Genomic DNA, 15989 nt, shown 5'->3' on the forward strand with positions numbered 1-15989 from the left:
TTCCTACCCTATAAGTTATCCGATGTTTTAGCCGTTTCTATCATCTCGGCAATTGCCTTTGTCTGCAAAGCCGACTCCTCTACAAGAATAGGATAAGCATCTTTTGTAAAGGCCAAAGCTGCAGCTATCTTGGCTGCTTTCATCGGATTCTTTTCTCCCTTGGAAGCCTGCACGGCGGCTTCGGCCGACTTGGCTGCACCCGTAATCGAAACAGCTTGCGCAGCAATCGTCGCACTGAGACTGGTCAACTCTTCAAGAGTAGGCTTCTTTACCGTCACATCTGTAACCCCATCTTTCGATTCCCCTATCTGTCGGTAATACAAGCCTTGCAACTGTTCGGTTGTAGCAGCCGCAGCAACAGCCGACGTATAGACACTCGTCACATAGGTATCGACCTCCGGGATATTGGTCTTTTTAGGTTCTTTCTTGCACAGTTTAACCAATTTCTCATAACGTGCTTGAGATGCCTCCATCTCTTCTTTAGTCTGAGCGTTTGCTACATTTCCCATCAACAGAAAAAGAGCAGGGATAATCCATAATAATTTTTTCATAATACAATTTAATTAAAAATTTATTATGCAAAGAAATCTAAAATCGACTACTATTCCTATGAATAGCGAGTTCCTATTCATCGACACTTCTGTATCCTTTTTTTTGTCAATAGTGTCACCCCCGGTCTCCTCACTCCTCTTTCAAATGATCGGAGAAATACTGAAAAAAGTCATAGTCCAGTATTCGCGAAATGCGCGTAAGCAATTCGGTATCGATATACTCCTTGCGGAATATCTTATATACATTGGCACGGCTGCAAGACAACTTGCGGGCAAACCAGGCGACACTGCGCTCCTCGGCTTTCAACCGCTCCTGAATAAGTTCCCCTATCGGTTTCATGGCCTTCAAAAAAAATCTTCTTATCGTCCCTCCTAAGAAGTTATATATACACCAAAGCGTGGAACTGAATACTCATACCGCAGTTTGAAGGCCGTAGGAAAAACCCGAGATACAGATATGAGATAGCAGCCCACGCCATGATGCGTGAGAACCACTATGCCTAACCTTGTATCTCGTTTAGAAAATTTCCTACGTTTTCAAACTACAAGATAAGCATAACGCTTCTTATTAATATGTCATTGATTGAACTTTGCCAATCTTCTTGCAAAAATAGGAAAAAAGTTATCATTCAAAACTATCGGGATAGATAACTTTTTCTTTTCTCCTCTCCGACAGTTCTCATTGATGCAGAATCGCAGATACAAACGGTTTTCGTTCCCACTTTTCATCGGCCTCTATCAAGCCATACTACTCCCTTCTCCATAATAATATATCGTAAAAAGAGAGTACAGCATGTAATAATACTCGACTGAATCCAGGAAAAAGAACAATTATACCGTATATTTGTTCCGACAAAAAACCAATACATTGATGCAATGAAACCGATTAAACTTTTCTACCAAACACGCTGCCCCTTCTGCAAACGGGCATTCAGCTATATCGATGAACTGAAGAAACGGCCCGAATACAAAGATATCGTTATCGAAACTATCGAAGAGACCGAGCATCCCGATATCGCCGACCAATATGACTACTACTATGTACCCACCTTCTACATAGGCGACGAAAAGGTTCACGAGGGTGGCATCTTCCCCAACGAGGTGGAGGCTATCTTCAAAAAGGCTCTGGAGGCATAAGCGGTATCTCACCGTAGAAAAAGCAGCGCCCCAAAAGCATTTTGAATGACTTTTGGGGCACTAATTATAAAGGTTTACTGTATTTTCAACAGAGGGCTCTATTTCACAAGTTTTATTTGGGCCTTACCATATCCCGTGAACTGAATCACATAGATACCCCGTGAGAGGTTGCCTTTGTCGATAGTCAAGTAACTGTCGGCAATGTGGCCCGACTCTATGTGCCGCCCCGAAACATCGAACAATTCATAGCGAGTATAGCTTTGTGGATTGACCGAGAACTGCCATTCGGCATCGTTGCTCGATACCAACTTGGCGCCTGCCTCGGCTTCAGTCTCGGTTATACCGCTGAACTCTTTTGCCTGAACCACGGTAATGGATGTCTTACAGGCCGGCCCCGAAATGTTGAGCTGATAGGTTCGCTTCTCCTTGTCGGCCGGGAGCGGATCCACCTCGACATCCAAGAGATATTTACCCTCGGCATTTTGCGTGAGTTCGCCTCGTTTTATCCACGACGGCAGGTTGTTGAACTTCAGGCTGTCGGCAGGGAAATAGCTGTCGATGGTGAAGGTCTGTTTGCCACCATCGGCCAGCACCTCAAAGCGATTGCCGGGATTGACTACCGACAAATAGGGACAGGTGACATCCATGTTGATAAAGAACGACGTGTTCAAATCGCTGAACAGTGCGGGCAATGCATACTCATACTCAGACCCATTGGAGTTTTGTGCCTGAAGCAGATGCACATAGGCATAGTTCTTGTTGTTGTCGTGATTGTTGTACTGGTAGCAGAACCCGATGGAGTTGAAGTTGTCGTTGTTGAAATTGCGAATGGAGACCAAAATCTCGTCATCAATCTCTACCGGCTGCTCAAATACAAATGGTGCAGAATACATGCTGATACCCGAGGAGGGATCGGTTTGGCGCAACTGGATATCACTGCTCTTGCACACGGCCGTAGCAATTGCCTCTTTGGACGAACCGTTTTCGGAGCGATAGATAGTCAGTGCCAACTGTGTGTCGGTTTTGGGATCTACGTTTACACACAAGGCCCAAATGCTGTTAATCAGATAAGGACTGCTGGGCTTCTCAAAAAGATTGGCCACACCGTTCAACTTCCAGGTGCCCCAGCTCGATTCGGAACCCACGCCAAAGATATAGGCATTGTTTCCACCAGGAATCGTAATTTAACGATAAGTGGCTGAATATCTTTGATGTATCTTTTAGCTAAAGAAGTAATCTCCCGCTATTGCTCCACCTGAAGCTTGCTGTATTTTGCACAATTTTACGTGGAAGTTTCTTGTTGCAAAGATACTAAAACTATCATAATTTATGTATTAAAATGAAGTGTTATATTTATTAATTTGTGTTTTGATGAAGTTTCTTAAATATTTTAATAGAAATGTTTCTACCTATCTGTCCTTTCACTTTGATTATAGGTATTTTTTGAGAATTCATTTTTCCCGCATAAAATTATATAGTGCAATTTTATCAAGAATGACCTTCTTATATAAAAAACTATGCAGGACACAATTTTATTCTAGATATTTTTGTAACTTTGTATACGAATTTGGAATGGAATAACTGCAGAAACAATGTTTAATAAAATCGAAATAGAACGATTCAGAGGTATAAAGTATGCTTCTATAGAAGGCTTCAAACAGATTAATCTTTTCTTTGGAAAGAATAATTGTGGAAAGTCTTCATTGTTGGAATCGTTGTTTTTAGCTAGTGGATTATCAAATCCATTGTTACCTATCCATGTGAACTTTATGCGTGGTTATAACAAAGCCCGTTTGAATGATCTTAAATTAGATTTCTATAATTTAGAATCAAGCCAACCTATCCATATTCGAGTAGAAAACAAGGAAAAACGTGATTTGAAGATAAGGCTCTTTGAACAAAATCAAAGTAACATATCTTTAAATGCTGATGATACAAATATTCTTTCGAATGTTGAAGAGGGGAAATATGGATTAAAATTTAATTTTAAGATTGATGAAAAATGTTTTGAATCACAGTTACGTTTTGATTCTGCAAATTCAACTGATGCAACACGTATTGTATCGAAACAATATGTCGAATCATTACGATGTACATATTTAAGTCCTAAATATGATTTTAGTGCATCAATACAAGGATTAAAAAATATTCTTCAAAATAAAGATGAGCATTTTATTGTAGAAGGTCTTCAATTGATAGAACCTCGTGTAAAAGACTTTATTTTTACAGACAAGGAGATGCTTGTTGACGTTGGTCTTTCAAGGCGTATTCCTGTAAATATGATGGGAGATGGTGCAAGAAAGATTGTCTCTCTTCTAACTGCTGTATATGATTGCAAGGATGGTGCTTTACTTGTTGATGAGATTAGTAACGGTTTTCATTATTCTGTAATGTGTAGTTTATGGAAAGTCCTTATCAATGCAGCTATTAGGAACAATACCCAATTGTTTATAACAACTCACGATGTTGACTCTATAAAAGGGTTACGAGATGCTGCACTTGAAAATTATAAAGATATTGTTGCGACCTTTAAACTATTGAAAACAGATGATGATGAATTAAAGGCATATCACTATTCTTTAGAAAGTCTAGATTATTCTATTAACCAAGAAATTGAAATAAGGTAATATGACTAAAATTTTCATAGAAGCCGAGGATAAAACAACACCAGAGTACAATTTCCTTAAAGCATTTATAGATATGCATTTTCCTACAAAGGACATCGATTTTATATGCATTGGAGGAATCGGTAACCTTTTTAATGAAACAAATATCAATCAGATTTCTCAAGCTCAAGCTGTTGGAGAACAAGTGCTTATTTTAATAGACGCAGATACTGTTGCCAAAGGATATGGGTTCGCAAAGCGTAAAGCAGATATAGATAATAAGTTGCAGATACTAAAACTTTCTGTACCATACTTCATCTATCCAAACAATACTGATGATGGAGAAGTAGAGACTTTAATGGAATCTGCTGCTCGGCGTGATTTGCACCAAGTTTTTTTTGATTGTTTTGAGGATTATGAGAAATGTGTTTCAGGTGTAAAAGATAAATTAGGGCAGCCATTATACAATACTCCTAATTTAAAAGGAAAGTTGCATACCTATATTAATGCCCAAAAGTTGAGTAATAAATTGCGAAGAAAATTGGGGACTGGAAATTGGTTATTTGACAATATCAATTATTGGGATTTGAATGCAGTAACCTTACAACCTTTGAAAGATTTTTTAACTAATAATATTAAATAGTATAAAATTGATACCTCCTTTTAACCATAACTATGTGCTTCCGCCTTATATTGGAGATAATCCAGCTCTTCCTGTTGCGCAATCTCCATATCGTACGGATATTTTAGATTTGTGTAAACATTTTGGTACAACACGCTCTAGAGTTGATATTCTGAAAGGATTTATACAATTTAGATTGGAAGCGTACACCCATGGTATATATAATACAATACAATGGATTGATGGGAGTTTTGTTGAGGACAAGTTGAAAAGAGAAAATGTAGAGCCTAATGATATTGATGTCGTAACATTTGTAAATATGCCACAACCCGTTCAGCAGGCAATATTAGTCGCTTTTCCTGACTTTGTAAATTGTATAGCTTCTAAACAAAAATATCATGTAGACCATTATATAATAGACATTAGTACGCCAACAGCTGCTGTTAGAAACACCCAATATTGGCTTCAACTTTTTAGCCATAATCGTTATGGTGTTTGGAAAGGGATGCTTGAGATTCCATTGTATCAAGATAATACAAAGGACTTAATGGCTATGGACTTTTTAAACTCATTGAGCTTATGAAAACATATTCAGAATATATATGGCTTAAACGTCAGTTAGCAGAAATGGAAGAAGTTTTAAAGCTGAATATTGACAGTCCGTTAATGCGGGTTTCATTAGAGAAACGTATTGAATGTATACAAACTGAATTAAATTCGATAGATGCTGTTGAATATTTTGATACATCTTTAAAATTGTGGTTTGGAGGAGAGGCTGTATATGGTTCTATGGGTATATTTTCGGATTTTGCTTCTAAAACATCCGTTATTTTATCCAATATGATAGCTACCAAATATACAGAAATAATTAGTGGAAAACTTAATCAATCAGAACGAGGTAAAATTAAGGGGCTAAGAAAAGGTAAAATGTACATATCCAATATTTTACATGGTTCTTTTGGTTATGAAATGGGATGGGCTAGAAATGATCTGTTTTCGGAGCAAAATGCATCACAGGCGATAGGAGAAGTTATTAGTTTGATAGATTTGGCTGCTAAAGATGAGGAGCATTTGGATGATGTTTTAAAAAATGAATCTCCAAGAACTGTTACATATCTGAGAAATTTCTATAAAACGGTTTCTGAAACAAGTAATATATTGAGAATGGAATCGGGAATGAATCATACGGAATTATCAAAAACTGAATTACAGATAGGATATAGCAGGGTGAAACAGTCAAATATTACAGAAACATATATAACAATGGAGGCTCTTTTATCTGGAATATTTACTGATTCTGGAACATTCGAGTTTGTGGATAATGAAGGTCATAGACGAATAGGAAGTACCGCAGAAGATTTAGATGATGAACAATTAGCTGAATATGCTCGTCGTTATACAAATACAAAGTGTAAATTGGTAATGAAAGAATATAAAAAAATTCCAACTCATGGAAAGTCGAAAGTAACCTATGAACTTCTTCAAATCCAAGAAATAGAATAAGGAAATTATATTTATGAAGTATATCCTGTAAATTCGCAGGCTATACTTCATTTAGTTACTCTTTATATTATTTTAAATTGATTTTATTCTATTTTCAATGAATGTTATTTCCTCGTTAGTAAGATAATACTTTTCATAAAGCTGTCTATCTATTACCGTAATTGATTTATTCCAGTTTATATCACTTTGATTACTAAAGTTTTGTAATGGAATAAATCTAAAGACATCTTGTGACACCTGCATAGTACCTCGACCAAAAAACAATAATGCCTTAAAAAAGTTTGTGCAAATGTATTTATAACAATTTTTCTGTTCTATCTCAGTGTCAAATGGCCCAATCAAAAGGAAAGTCTCTGTACAGACTGAGTTTTGTTCTCCTATGATGGTTTCAGGGGGATTGAAAGCATTTGTAGAATAACTGGTTGTAAAAAATAATTTATACTTGTTTACTGCTGCTTTGTTTTTTGTTATAATTTCAGGTGAAATATATCCAATTGTCCTTCTTGCTCCTCCTTTAATTCCTTTAACACCATAAATTTTTACACACCCATAGAAAGGCTCCGCTTGTAAATTAGACTGTGGATATCTTTCTGGCGAATTAAATAAATCTTTTCTGATTCCAAACGGCTGGGTTAATGAGACTATCTCCTTAAATAAGGAGCAATTTGTCGAAGTTTTAGCAATAATAGATTGACGACGGTTGTCACGTATAACGATATCAGAATTTCCATCGGATAAGAATCTTGTAGATACAAGAAACTCTTTATTTGCAGAAATATAAGTATAACGCAACTTGCCATTGTGTTTATTACTCCAAAGAAAATAACAGACTCCACCATCTATATGCTGTCCGTTAAAGCATTCGCCAGAATCCTCATAATCATAGATGGATGCAATATGTTTATCTTCCATCATTTCTTTTCTGAATGGTTTGAGAACTGCTTTTCCTCCAATCATCCATTTTGAAGGCATAATCAGGGAAAAGTATTCAGGTCTGATCTGTTTTGCTATCCGTACAAATATTTGGTATATAGGATTTGCAGCATCGTCAGATGCACCACTTCCATCATTGATTTGGTATGGAGGATTACCGACTATAGCATTAATCTTCATGTCTTTGCCTATTAAGTCATGTACTTTTTTAATGAATAATTCTGATTGATTCTTTACCTTGTTGACAAGATCTTCCGGAGCCCACATATTTATCTTTGCTTTATGAAACCCAACAAGCGTACGTTTGGTAATACTCTTAGCCATTGGAGTCTTACAGATGACAAAGATGTTTTCAGCTATGACCTTGTTCCATACAGCCTGCTGCTCTTCTATTGTTTCTACAGCGAAAAGAGAAGCCTTTGCCCTTGCTCGGTAAATGCCGTATGCCATATAGAGCGGATAAAGTCCGGATTTGGAATTGATTTCCAGAATACGGGATTCAGGAGAGAAAACTTCTGCGGTAACTTCTCCCTTGTCTATAAACCGTGGTTCAGAAATCACATTCTGATACTCCATGTCATAGAAGTTATAGCCTCCCAGACAATCTCCGAGATGCATGTTTACCACGCGCCACGGAGTAAGCACCGTTTCCTTGTCCGGATTACGGAAAGTACTGAAGATGTCCGTAATCCGTTCGATTCGTTCCTCTATACTCAGTTTGTCCGCGGCACGGGCCATCGCACGGATTCGTTTTCCGGCAGCACAGAATATTTCCGGGTCATAGTATTTTTTGAAGCTGTTGAATTTCTGCTTGGTCACTCCCTTGGGCATGAACTCTTCCCACGACTGTGGGTCAATGAGTGAGGCGAAATTATCAATCGTGATTTCCTGATTCTCATCACTCAGTTCCGCACCATAAATCAACAGGGGCATACGGATGGAGATGCCTCGGAGTATGGAAATGGCCGCTTCCCGGTTCTTGGTCTTCTTTTTCAGTTCTTCCAGCCGTTTCAGTTCTTCCTCCGTAAGTTCCTTCTTGGGTTTCTTTTCCAGCTTCTCCTTTTCCTCGTATTCCTCATTGTTCAGGCCTTGACTGTTGATGTCCACCTGGTTGGTCTTGGGCATGGCTTTGGTCTGGCCGATGATCTTTTTCAGGTCATCGAATTCTTGCAGTTCCAGATCATCCAGTTTCATCAGCTCATCGTTATACAGACTGTTGTCTTCAAACCCGTTACGGACGACACGTTCCACATATACCCGTTTCAACTGTTCCAACATACGGGGTACATCAAAGCGGTTCATCTGTGAGCCCTCTATGGATATGATGGGACAGAAATTGATAAACTCTCCCATGGCCTTACGGTCACTTTGTGAAGTTTTTCCGGCTTTGGCCGATATTTTGGCGGTTTCGGCTATCACTTTTAGGGTACGGTCAGGGGCAAAATCAAAAACGTAGCACTGCTCCTTCATCCGTCCGTTGATGGTGGCCGGTGTCTGTACGCGGAAGATGGTCTGCATATAACTGGATGCGGCTGTATTATAGGAACCGGACAGCATGAATACGGCAGTCCATGCCTTTACACTTACTCCGGTCGTCAACCGTCCGCAAGAAAGGGTAATGGTCCGTGTTGTATCCGGATCTTTTCCGATAGCCTGTTCCACGGCTTCTAGGGCATCATGGCTCTCTTCATCCTTATCGCCGTCACCGGCTACATTGACCACCTTGAAATGCTGGAACACCGGATGTGTCTGGAGCATGGCACTCAGTGCCCGTGCTTCCTTCACGCCGGGCACCATCCAGAGTGTATGGCGGAAAATATTTCGATATTCCTCGTTGGCATATGGATAAAAGCTGTCCTTGTCCTCCTTGGTAAGAAGATTCAGAAAAGCCCGCACATCTTTTTCATGACAGAAACCGCCAGCCTCATTGACTCGGAAAAATTCCCTGAAGTTAAAGGCGACATCCTCATCTACAAAGTCATGAAGCAGCCGTCCCAGATCGTAGGTATATATATTGAGTGTAGGCAGTGAAGCATACGGATTGGGGTCACCAAAATGGAGCTCATCCCAGTTTATCTTGGCCCGTTGTTCCATCACATAATCCCATGTATAGATTTCATCCTCTTTGAAATCATCCAGCAGGTTGAATGGAGTACCTGACAGGCGTAATACTTTGGTCTGTTCCTTGACCAGCTCTCCCATAACCGCTTTACCCAGTTCGGTCTGGGTGCCTTCGTGCGCTTCATCAACGATAATCAGGTCCCAATCGGTAGCAAAAACCTTGTTATTCTTGTCAAAGTTACCACCTACAAGTTCAGAACCGCGCAAATCCTGCATGGAGGCAAAATAGACATAATGCAATCCGTGACTTTCTGCCTGCCGTTCAAGACTGTCGTAACTTTCCCCGTTGTTCTTGGAACCGTATGCAAAATCCTTGCGGTCGTAAAATATCTTACCGAAATCCTCAAACCATCCGGCATCCACCACAGGACGATGAGTCAGAATCAAAGTACGCTGAAACTCCATATCCTTGACAACCTGTAGGGCAGAAAGTGTCTTTCCGAAACGCATCTTTGCGTTCCAGAGCATCTGGTTGCCTTTCTTAAACTGCTTCTTGGTCTTGTTGATGGCTTCCTGCTGTTCCGGCCGGAATACAATCGGGGAATATTCACGGGTAACTTCCGCTGATGAAAGGGAACTCCGCCCTTCCTTGACAGCCGCAATGGCACGCTTGACTGTTTCCAGATCGGTGATGAACCATTCATTGGCCTTGTTGACTGTATCGAATACTTTCTTTTTGATACCGGAGCGTTCCAAGACATTGTGTACCTCTTTGTCGTTGAACGAACGAAGTCCGCCACGGTTATAAACGGTCAGTTCCGTATATAGCAGATCGTATGCGATGCCTGCCGTCTGTGTGTACTGGTTGATACGCTTTCTTGCCGCTTCATTGAGCGCCTTGCTGTTAGGAGACAGACCGAACACGTTTTCATCCTCACAGGTAGCCTCGCCAATCTTTAGGCATCCACGGTGTGCCGCATCATTGATACGGAACACATAGATCAGTTTTAGTTTCAGGGACGATGTGAATCTCATGCTTCTTCATTTATGAGGTCGATAAATCGGATTCGTTTCCCCTTTTTGCCTGTTGCCTTGTCTGTAGCCCGCCAGTCCTTGATAATGCAGTAAATGCCATTGTGCTTGGCCAGGTCATTTTTCAGACAGCCCTCGCACGGTTCCCGTCTTTCAATCGTACCGAACAGGCCCAGTTCCGTCCGTACACGTTCTCCGCAACTGTCCGGAACAACACCTTTCAGTCCGTCCATCTGCCATACATTCCAGGAGATGATATAGGCTATATGGTTGATGGATTTAATTTGTGGATCTTTACCGAACTTGTTCCGGTAATATTCGATGAAGGATAAGAGAAGGGCTTCACGGGCAAGAAGAAGACTGTCACCCTGCCATTCATAGGCGTAGATGCTTCTGTAAGCATCCTTGGCTGCCTCCAGCCATTCACGCGTTGTCGCAGTATTCTCACTGACAATACGGAGCTTACGGTCAAGCAGGCCGATACGTTTCTCCACGGGAATGAATGTTCCGGTAGTCGTATCATACCTGCTTACCAGATAAGGAGCTTCTCCACAGGTGATTTCCAACCGGTTTTCCCGTACATAGTCTTTCCATGTCCTGCCTTCAGGAAAAGCAATCTTATCCGGATTGATTTCCCATGAATGTGTACCGTCTTTAGATGTCACTTCATGGTTAAATACATCCTTTCTGCCAAACCAAGCCTCGTCAATAAGGTTGTTCTGGGCATTACATATCCAGGACGGAGTAAATACCTCCGCCATTTCCCGGGAACGTGTGCTTTGGGTATCCCTGTGTTTCAAAACACGGGGCATGACCACATGACCGTTCTCTCCGGTTATCAGCTCCGGAAGAATCTGCGATCCGTATTCATAACCTCTGCCGAGCGCTTCATAATCGGAAGTAGCCCAGAATATGTTACACTGTTTTCCTTCCTTGCTCGTTGTATGATCTTTGAGCAAGGTATTCAGCAAGTCGGGTGAAAGTTCTTTCAGCTTGTTCTCCTGTATGTCGGCTTCTCCGGTCGTTCTCTCCATCTTCTTTCTGTGCGTAAAGGGGATGAGAAAGTCCCGGTGTCTGCGTCTTTCTTAGACAGAGGGAGATTTCGGGCTATAAGGCTGATTTGCTGATGAATTATATGTAGAGTTGCTAAACAACAGTTGAAATTCAATGACTTCCGGATGAAAATCCAACGGCCGGAATTGCAGGATTTTCAATAAAATGTATAACTTTGCGCAAGAGTGAGTCCCTCTGTCTAAGAAATGAATGCTTTTGCTAAACGTTCTCCAGTCCTACAGACTTTTCAGAATTTGTGCGTTGGCTTTGTCCACTACGGAGTTATCCAATGAGGCCAGATAAATTTGTGTAGTCGCCTCGGAATCATGTCCCATTCCTTCACTGATAACCGAAATCGGAATGTTCTTGCCTTTGGCTGCGCTTGCCCATGAATGACGGGCACAGTACATACTCAGAGGAACGGATATATCGGCCAGTCTGGCTATTTCTTTCAGGTTCCTGTTTATTCCAGACATGACATTCCTGTAATGCTTGTGCGTATCCTTAAAAGGATATTTCAATACCGGCAAAAGATAAGGACTGAGGCTGTCTTCCAGGTATTTGCCGACAATTTCCTGCATACATTTTTCCCACCTGATAACCAGCTGCTGCCCGGTCTTTCGTCTGCGATACGATAAAAATCCGTTCTGAAGATCTTTCTTTTTCAGGTGAGCCATATCTATGAATGACATGCCACGGGTATAGAAGCTGAACAGGAACATGTCCCTTGCAAATTCCAGATTAGGCTGTAAGGACAGATCCAGATTCTTCATACGCTTGATGGCGGATAAGGGAACGGCACGCTTGACGGTCTTGTCCACTCCCGTATAGACATGCCTGAAAGGATTGCCTTGTTCCATCAGTTCTTTTTCCAGGGCACGGTTATATACCGCCCGAAGGATACGCATGTAGAATGAACTGGTATTCCGTACGATACCTTTTCCATGAAGGTAGGCTTCATAAAGCTGCATCAAATCCGAATCAATTTCGGACAGCAGAACATCCCTGTCTCCTCTGAACTGCATGAAACTTTTCAGAGTGCAGGAATAATTTTCAGCCGTGCGTATCTTGCCCATCTGTTTGAGACGGGCTATGATGCCCTGCATGAAGTTGAAAAGCGACTGTCCCTCTGTGTTGCTTTGAAAAGAAATGACAATATCATCTGCCGTATATCCGGCTTTCCGGTTATCCAGTTGTCGGATAATCATGTCCAGCCGCTTTAGGTCCCATTCCATGCGTTCCTGCACGGAAAGGAGCAGATTGCTTCGTTCCGAACTACCGACAATGATACAGCTTCCTGCTTCGTTCCATTCATCCGTAAATATCCGGTAATCCGTCTTTAACTGACGGATTACACGGTTCTGGATAATCTGATAATAGACGGTACCTTCCTTTCCTTCTATGGTGGAAGGTCTGAATTTCACTTTAACACTGGCCATATCAATCGGATTCAGATTCTACCTGTAACTTAAGTTTCTCTTGCATCAGGCTGTCGGAAACAACTTTCAGCTCGTTTTCGTACTCGTCAGCCTGTTTTCTGACCCATTCGATGGCCTTCTCGTCACGATGAATATCGAAAACCTTGTTCAGCCAGAGAATATCTTCCGGAGTACACCCGCTCCAGGAACGGATGGCACGGAACTTCATAGCATCGTCTGCATATTGCCGGTTGGACTGCCAAAGTCTGATATTTCCCCATAAGGACAGGCTGCATACCACTCCCATTCCGACCAAAAGAGAAAATACTTTGCTTGACCTGATGTCAAAACTATGCCGGTGAATATGCCTTACACATGTCGGGATCACTTCTTCTGCCTGTCCGTCAGTAGGTGTTCCGGCCTTCTGTTCCAGCTTCCCGTTTATCATCTCAATTTTGTTCTTGATTTCTTCAAACAAAACATATACATTGTCTTTTTCCATACTTTACCATCTTATTTTACGTTGTTTTTTCTTTTTCTTCTTTCTCAAATAATCGTCCGGATAACCTTCAGGTTGTTCCGGTTGCGGGTTAGGTGTGAACAGACCTAAAGAACCGCTGTATAATTCATAGCCATGCGGTTCCTGTTGCCATGTTGGTTCACTCTGAACCACCACCTGTCTATGGGTTTCCGAATGTGACGGTGTCTTTAACGCGGCATCTATTTTGGAATAGCTGAACTGCCTGTCAATTTTGGAACCGCTGAAGGAATAGCCGTTCATGATGAACACGATACCCTGTATTTCATCCGAATTTCCCTTGTATTTGAACCGTACATCCACTCCCTTTTCGTTTAATCCGGCAATCAGCTCCTTCCAGTTATCAGATCTTCTGACTTCCGTTTTAAGCAGACTGTAAAGTTCATACTTTGTCTTGTCCGGTTCTCTTAAGCGTTCAGTCTTGACATGATCCTTGCCTTTGGCCATGTGCAGACCATATTTCAAGGTCAGTTCCTTGCAGATGCGTGCACTCCGTAACCGCTCGTTTTTGTCGGATATGGTCCTGCCATCATTGTCTATCCGGTTGTAGGCGATATGTATATGAGGATGCTCCTTGTCGAAATGTCTGGCTATAAAGAACTGTGTGTTCCTTATGCCCATCCGTCCCATGTATTCCAAAGCTATTTCTGCCATAATCCGGCTGGTCAGCCTGCTTTCATCCTCTTTGGAAAATCCCAGTGCAATGTGTCCGACCGGTCTGGATACTTTCGGATTCATGCCGGCCTGTGCTTCGAAAGACTTTGTAATTGTGGCAACATCCTCAATAAACAAGTCGGCATGTGCGATAATCCTGGCATCCTTTTTACTGTCAATGATATAGCCGGTAACCTCACGGAATCCGCTTCCCTTTACAATCTTGGCAATCATAGCAGGATATGGTTCAGCAGTTCTTCGATTCTTGCCACCTGTACACGGCATTCCAGCTTTTCCGTATCGAAACCTCCGGCATTTGCCTTATGAGCCAGCTGGTTCAGATTGTTTGCCATACCGCATAGCTTACGGATATAGTCGGAATGTTCCGCTGTAAGTCTTTGCCGTACATATCCCTTACGGAAACATTCCCTCAGGTATTCGCTTGCCGATATGCCTGCGCTTCTTGCCCTGCTTTTCAGCGTGTAGTAATCCGGTGTCGCCAGTTTCACGGTAACACGGTATTTCAGTTTGTCGGCCGTACTCTTGGGAGGACGGCCGCCCTTGTTGTTTCGTTCTGTATTCTGTTTCTTTTCCATCTGTTGACTATTGTATAAAATGAATGTACTGATTAGACCAGCGGGATGAACCTCTCACTGCGTCCAGTAATGGGAGCAAGCGGTTTCGGTCTGCCCGAAACACAAACTTGCCCCACTAAAAACCAGAATCCCGCTATTTTGAGCAGCTCTGAATATGCCCTCTATAAATTCGGGAGAAATAATACCGTTGTCTGTATCATCTTATGGAGGGGACAGGCCTGTTTTTCCGTTTCTGTTCATAATGTATTTTCTCATTTTGTTTGCCATGTTCCGATATATCTCGGAATGAATTGTCTGGCAAAAAAAGAATATAAGTTTCCAATAGTCAAACAGTTGGTCGGGATGTGGCAACAATGTGGCCTGTTGCAGTTTGCATGAAGGGCAATCGGTGTGGAATGCGGTATTTTTCCTGTTTGATGAAACAATGAACCGGGGAGTCAAACAGTTACTGATCTATTGACTTGAATATTTACTGACTTAATGTCGTATTGTCGTACTGTAGTAAATATTCATGTCTGTGAATCATTGAAGGAACACTTCTTTGCTTCCTTATCTAATCAATGGCTTGGAAAAGTGATGAAGTAAGGTTACATGGAAATAAACCATTCCTTATCCATTGCTATGGACCTTTATTGAATCAGGTTCATAGATCTTTTATTCTGTAATTCATTATTGGATGGAGTCCCTGAATGTAGGAATATTTGCAGAAAAATGATATGAATGTGACCTCATAACTAGGATAATCAGCGCCACATGCTGCCAGTTAAGCGGAAACCATTGCCTTTCAGAATATATGGCTTTTCTTTGTTGCAAACAACTAAAAAAAGAATAAACATCAATCAACAAAAAAGGCAACGATATGGAATTTGTAGGAATAGAAAAACAACTGTTTGAAGAATTGGTGCGTAAGTTTGAATACTTTGAGCATCGGGTCATGGAAATTTGCAACCGGGAGAACGACAGGACGCTGCACAAGTGGATGGACAATCAGGACGTGTGCCGGTATCTGAACATTTCGCCCCGTACCTTGCAGACACTCCGTGATAACGGTACCCTGCCTTTTTCTCAAATCAATCACAAGATATTCTACAAGCCGGAAGATGTACAGGGTATCGTCAAGAAAGTTAAGGACAGAAGAAAAGAGGCTCTTTACAGAGGCCGTAATATAACGTGAGTTCGACGAATTGTAAGTGTTTGTAAATTTGGTGATTAGCGAAAATTGTTGTATCTTTATAGTACTGAATTACAAAGAATTACAAACAATAATCGCTATGATCACCGAAAG

General features: G+C 41.3%; 15 protein-coding genes. 6 read left to right on the top strand and 9 right to left on the bottom strand.

The annotated features are described in order from the left end of the window. Positions 1-8 precede the first annotated feature (8 nt). Positions 9-551: a hypothetical protein gene (locus B5G10_RS06175; RefSeq protein WP_143241081.1), complete on the bottom strand. Its 543-nt coding sequence runs from the start codon at positions 549-551 to the stop codon at positions 9-11. Between the two features lie 130 nt (positions 552-681). Next, entirely contained in the window at positions 682-891 is a 210-nt protein-coding gene (locus tag B5G10_RS06180) for a hypothetical protein (protein WP_087423883.1), read from the bottom strand. Positions 892-1427: 536 nt separating this feature from the next. On the opposite strand from B5G10_RS06180, the gene B5G10_RS06185 reads away from it, so the two are divergent. Continuing rightward, complete coding sequence (locus B5G10_RS06185) at positions 1428-1688, top strand: thioredoxin family protein (protein WP_087423862.1); 261 nt, start codon at positions 1428-1430, stop codon at positions 1686-1688. A 98-nt stretch (positions 1689-1786) separates the two neighbouring features. On the opposite strand, the gene B5G10_RS06190 is transcribed toward B5G10_RS06185, so the two are convergent. Continuing rightward, entirely contained in the window at positions 1787-2833 is a 1047-nt protein-coding gene (locus tag B5G10_RS06190) for a T9SS type A sorting domain-containing protein (protein WP_087423863.1), read from the bottom strand. Between the two features lie 447 nt (positions 2834-3280). Between B5G10_RS06190 and B5G10_RS06195 the strand changes: the two genes are divergently transcribed. Genes B5G10_RS06195 through B5G10_RS06210 form a run of 4 tightly spaced genes read left to right on the top strand, consistent with a single transcriptional unit; the run spans position 3281 to position 6419 of the window. Beyond that, entirely contained in the window at positions 3281-4315 is a 1035-nt protein-coding gene (locus tag B5G10_RS06195; RefSeq protein WP_087423864.1) for an AAA family ATPase, read from the top strand. A gap of 1 nt (position 4316) precedes the next feature. Further along, the gene (locus B5G10_RS06200; RefSeq protein ID WP_087423865.1) at positions 4317-4937 is read left to right on the top strand and encodes a DUF3226 domain-containing protein; all 621 of its coding nucleotides are present in this window, start codon (positions 4317-4319) and stop codon (positions 4935-4937) included. 7 nt (positions 4938-4944) lie between these two features. Then, positions 4945-5499 (top strand): hypothetical protein, encoded by a 555-nt coding sequence (locus B5G10_RS06205; RefSeq protein WP_087423866.1) that lies wholly within the window; start codon positions 4945-4947, stop codon positions 5497-5499. Beyond that, the gene (locus tag B5G10_RS06210; protein ID WP_087423867.1) at positions 5496-6419 is read left to right on the top strand and encodes a hypothetical protein; all 924 of its coding nucleotides are present in this window, start codon (positions 5496-5498) and stop codon (positions 6417-6419) included. The genes B5G10_RS06205 and B5G10_RS06210 overlap by 4 nt, the downstream gene beginning before the upstream one ends. 72 nt (positions 6420-6491) lie before the next feature. On the opposite strand, the gene B5G10_RS06215 is transcribed toward B5G10_RS06210, so the two are convergent. From B5G10_RS06215 to B5G10_RS06240, 6 genes are all read right to left on the bottom strand, one after another. Further along, on the bottom strand, positions 6492-10448 hold the full coding sequence (locus B5G10_RS06215) for an Eco57I restriction-modification methylase domain-containing protein (protein ID WP_087423868.1): 3957 nt from the start codon (positions 10446-10448) through the stop codon (positions 6492-6494). Continuing rightward, on the bottom strand, positions 10445-11479 hold the full coding sequence (locus B5G10_RS06220; protein WP_087423869.1) for a restriction endonuclease subunit M: 1035 nt from the start codon (positions 11477-11479) through the stop codon (positions 10445-10447). Before B5G10_RS06220 ends, B5G10_RS06215 begins: the two co-directional genes overlap by 4 nt. Before the next feature lie 255 nt (positions 11480-11734). Then, entirely contained in the window at positions 11735-12937 is a 1203-nt protein-coding gene (locus B5G10_RS06225) for a site-specific integrase (RefSeq protein WP_087423870.1), read from the bottom strand. A 1-nt stretch (position 12938) separates the two neighbouring features. Beyond that, on the bottom strand, positions 12939-13418 hold the full coding sequence (locus B5G10_RS06230; protein ID WP_087423871.1) for a hypothetical protein: 480 nt from the start codon (positions 13416-13418) through the stop codon (positions 12939-12941). Positions 13419-13421: 3 nt separating this feature from the next. Next, complete coding sequence (locus B5G10_RS06235; RefSeq protein WP_087423872.1) at positions 13422-14342, bottom strand: relaxase/mobilization nuclease domain-containing protein; 921 nt, start codon at positions 14340-14342, stop codon at positions 13422-13424. After that, positions 14339-14704 (bottom strand): MobC family plasmid mobilization relaxosome protein, encoded by a 366-nt coding sequence (locus B5G10_RS06240; protein WP_087423873.1) that lies wholly within the window; start codon positions 14702-14704, stop codon positions 14339-14341. Before B5G10_RS06240 ends, B5G10_RS06235 begins: the two co-directional genes overlap by 4 nt. A gap of 859 nt (positions 14705-15563) precedes the next feature. Between B5G10_RS06240 and B5G10_RS06245 the strand changes: the two genes are divergently transcribed. Next, entirely contained in the window at positions 15564-15878 is a 315-nt protein-coding gene (locus tag B5G10_RS06245) for a helix-turn-helix domain-containing protein (RefSeq protein WP_087423874.1), read from the top strand. Positions 15879-15989 lie beyond the last annotated feature (111 nt).

This window comes from Barnesiella sp. An55 (genome assembly GCF_002161555.1).
In the GTDB taxonomy this organism is placed as follows: Bacteria; Bacteroidota; Bacteroidia; order Bacteroidales; family Barnesiellaceae; genus Barnesiella; species Barnesiella merdipullorum.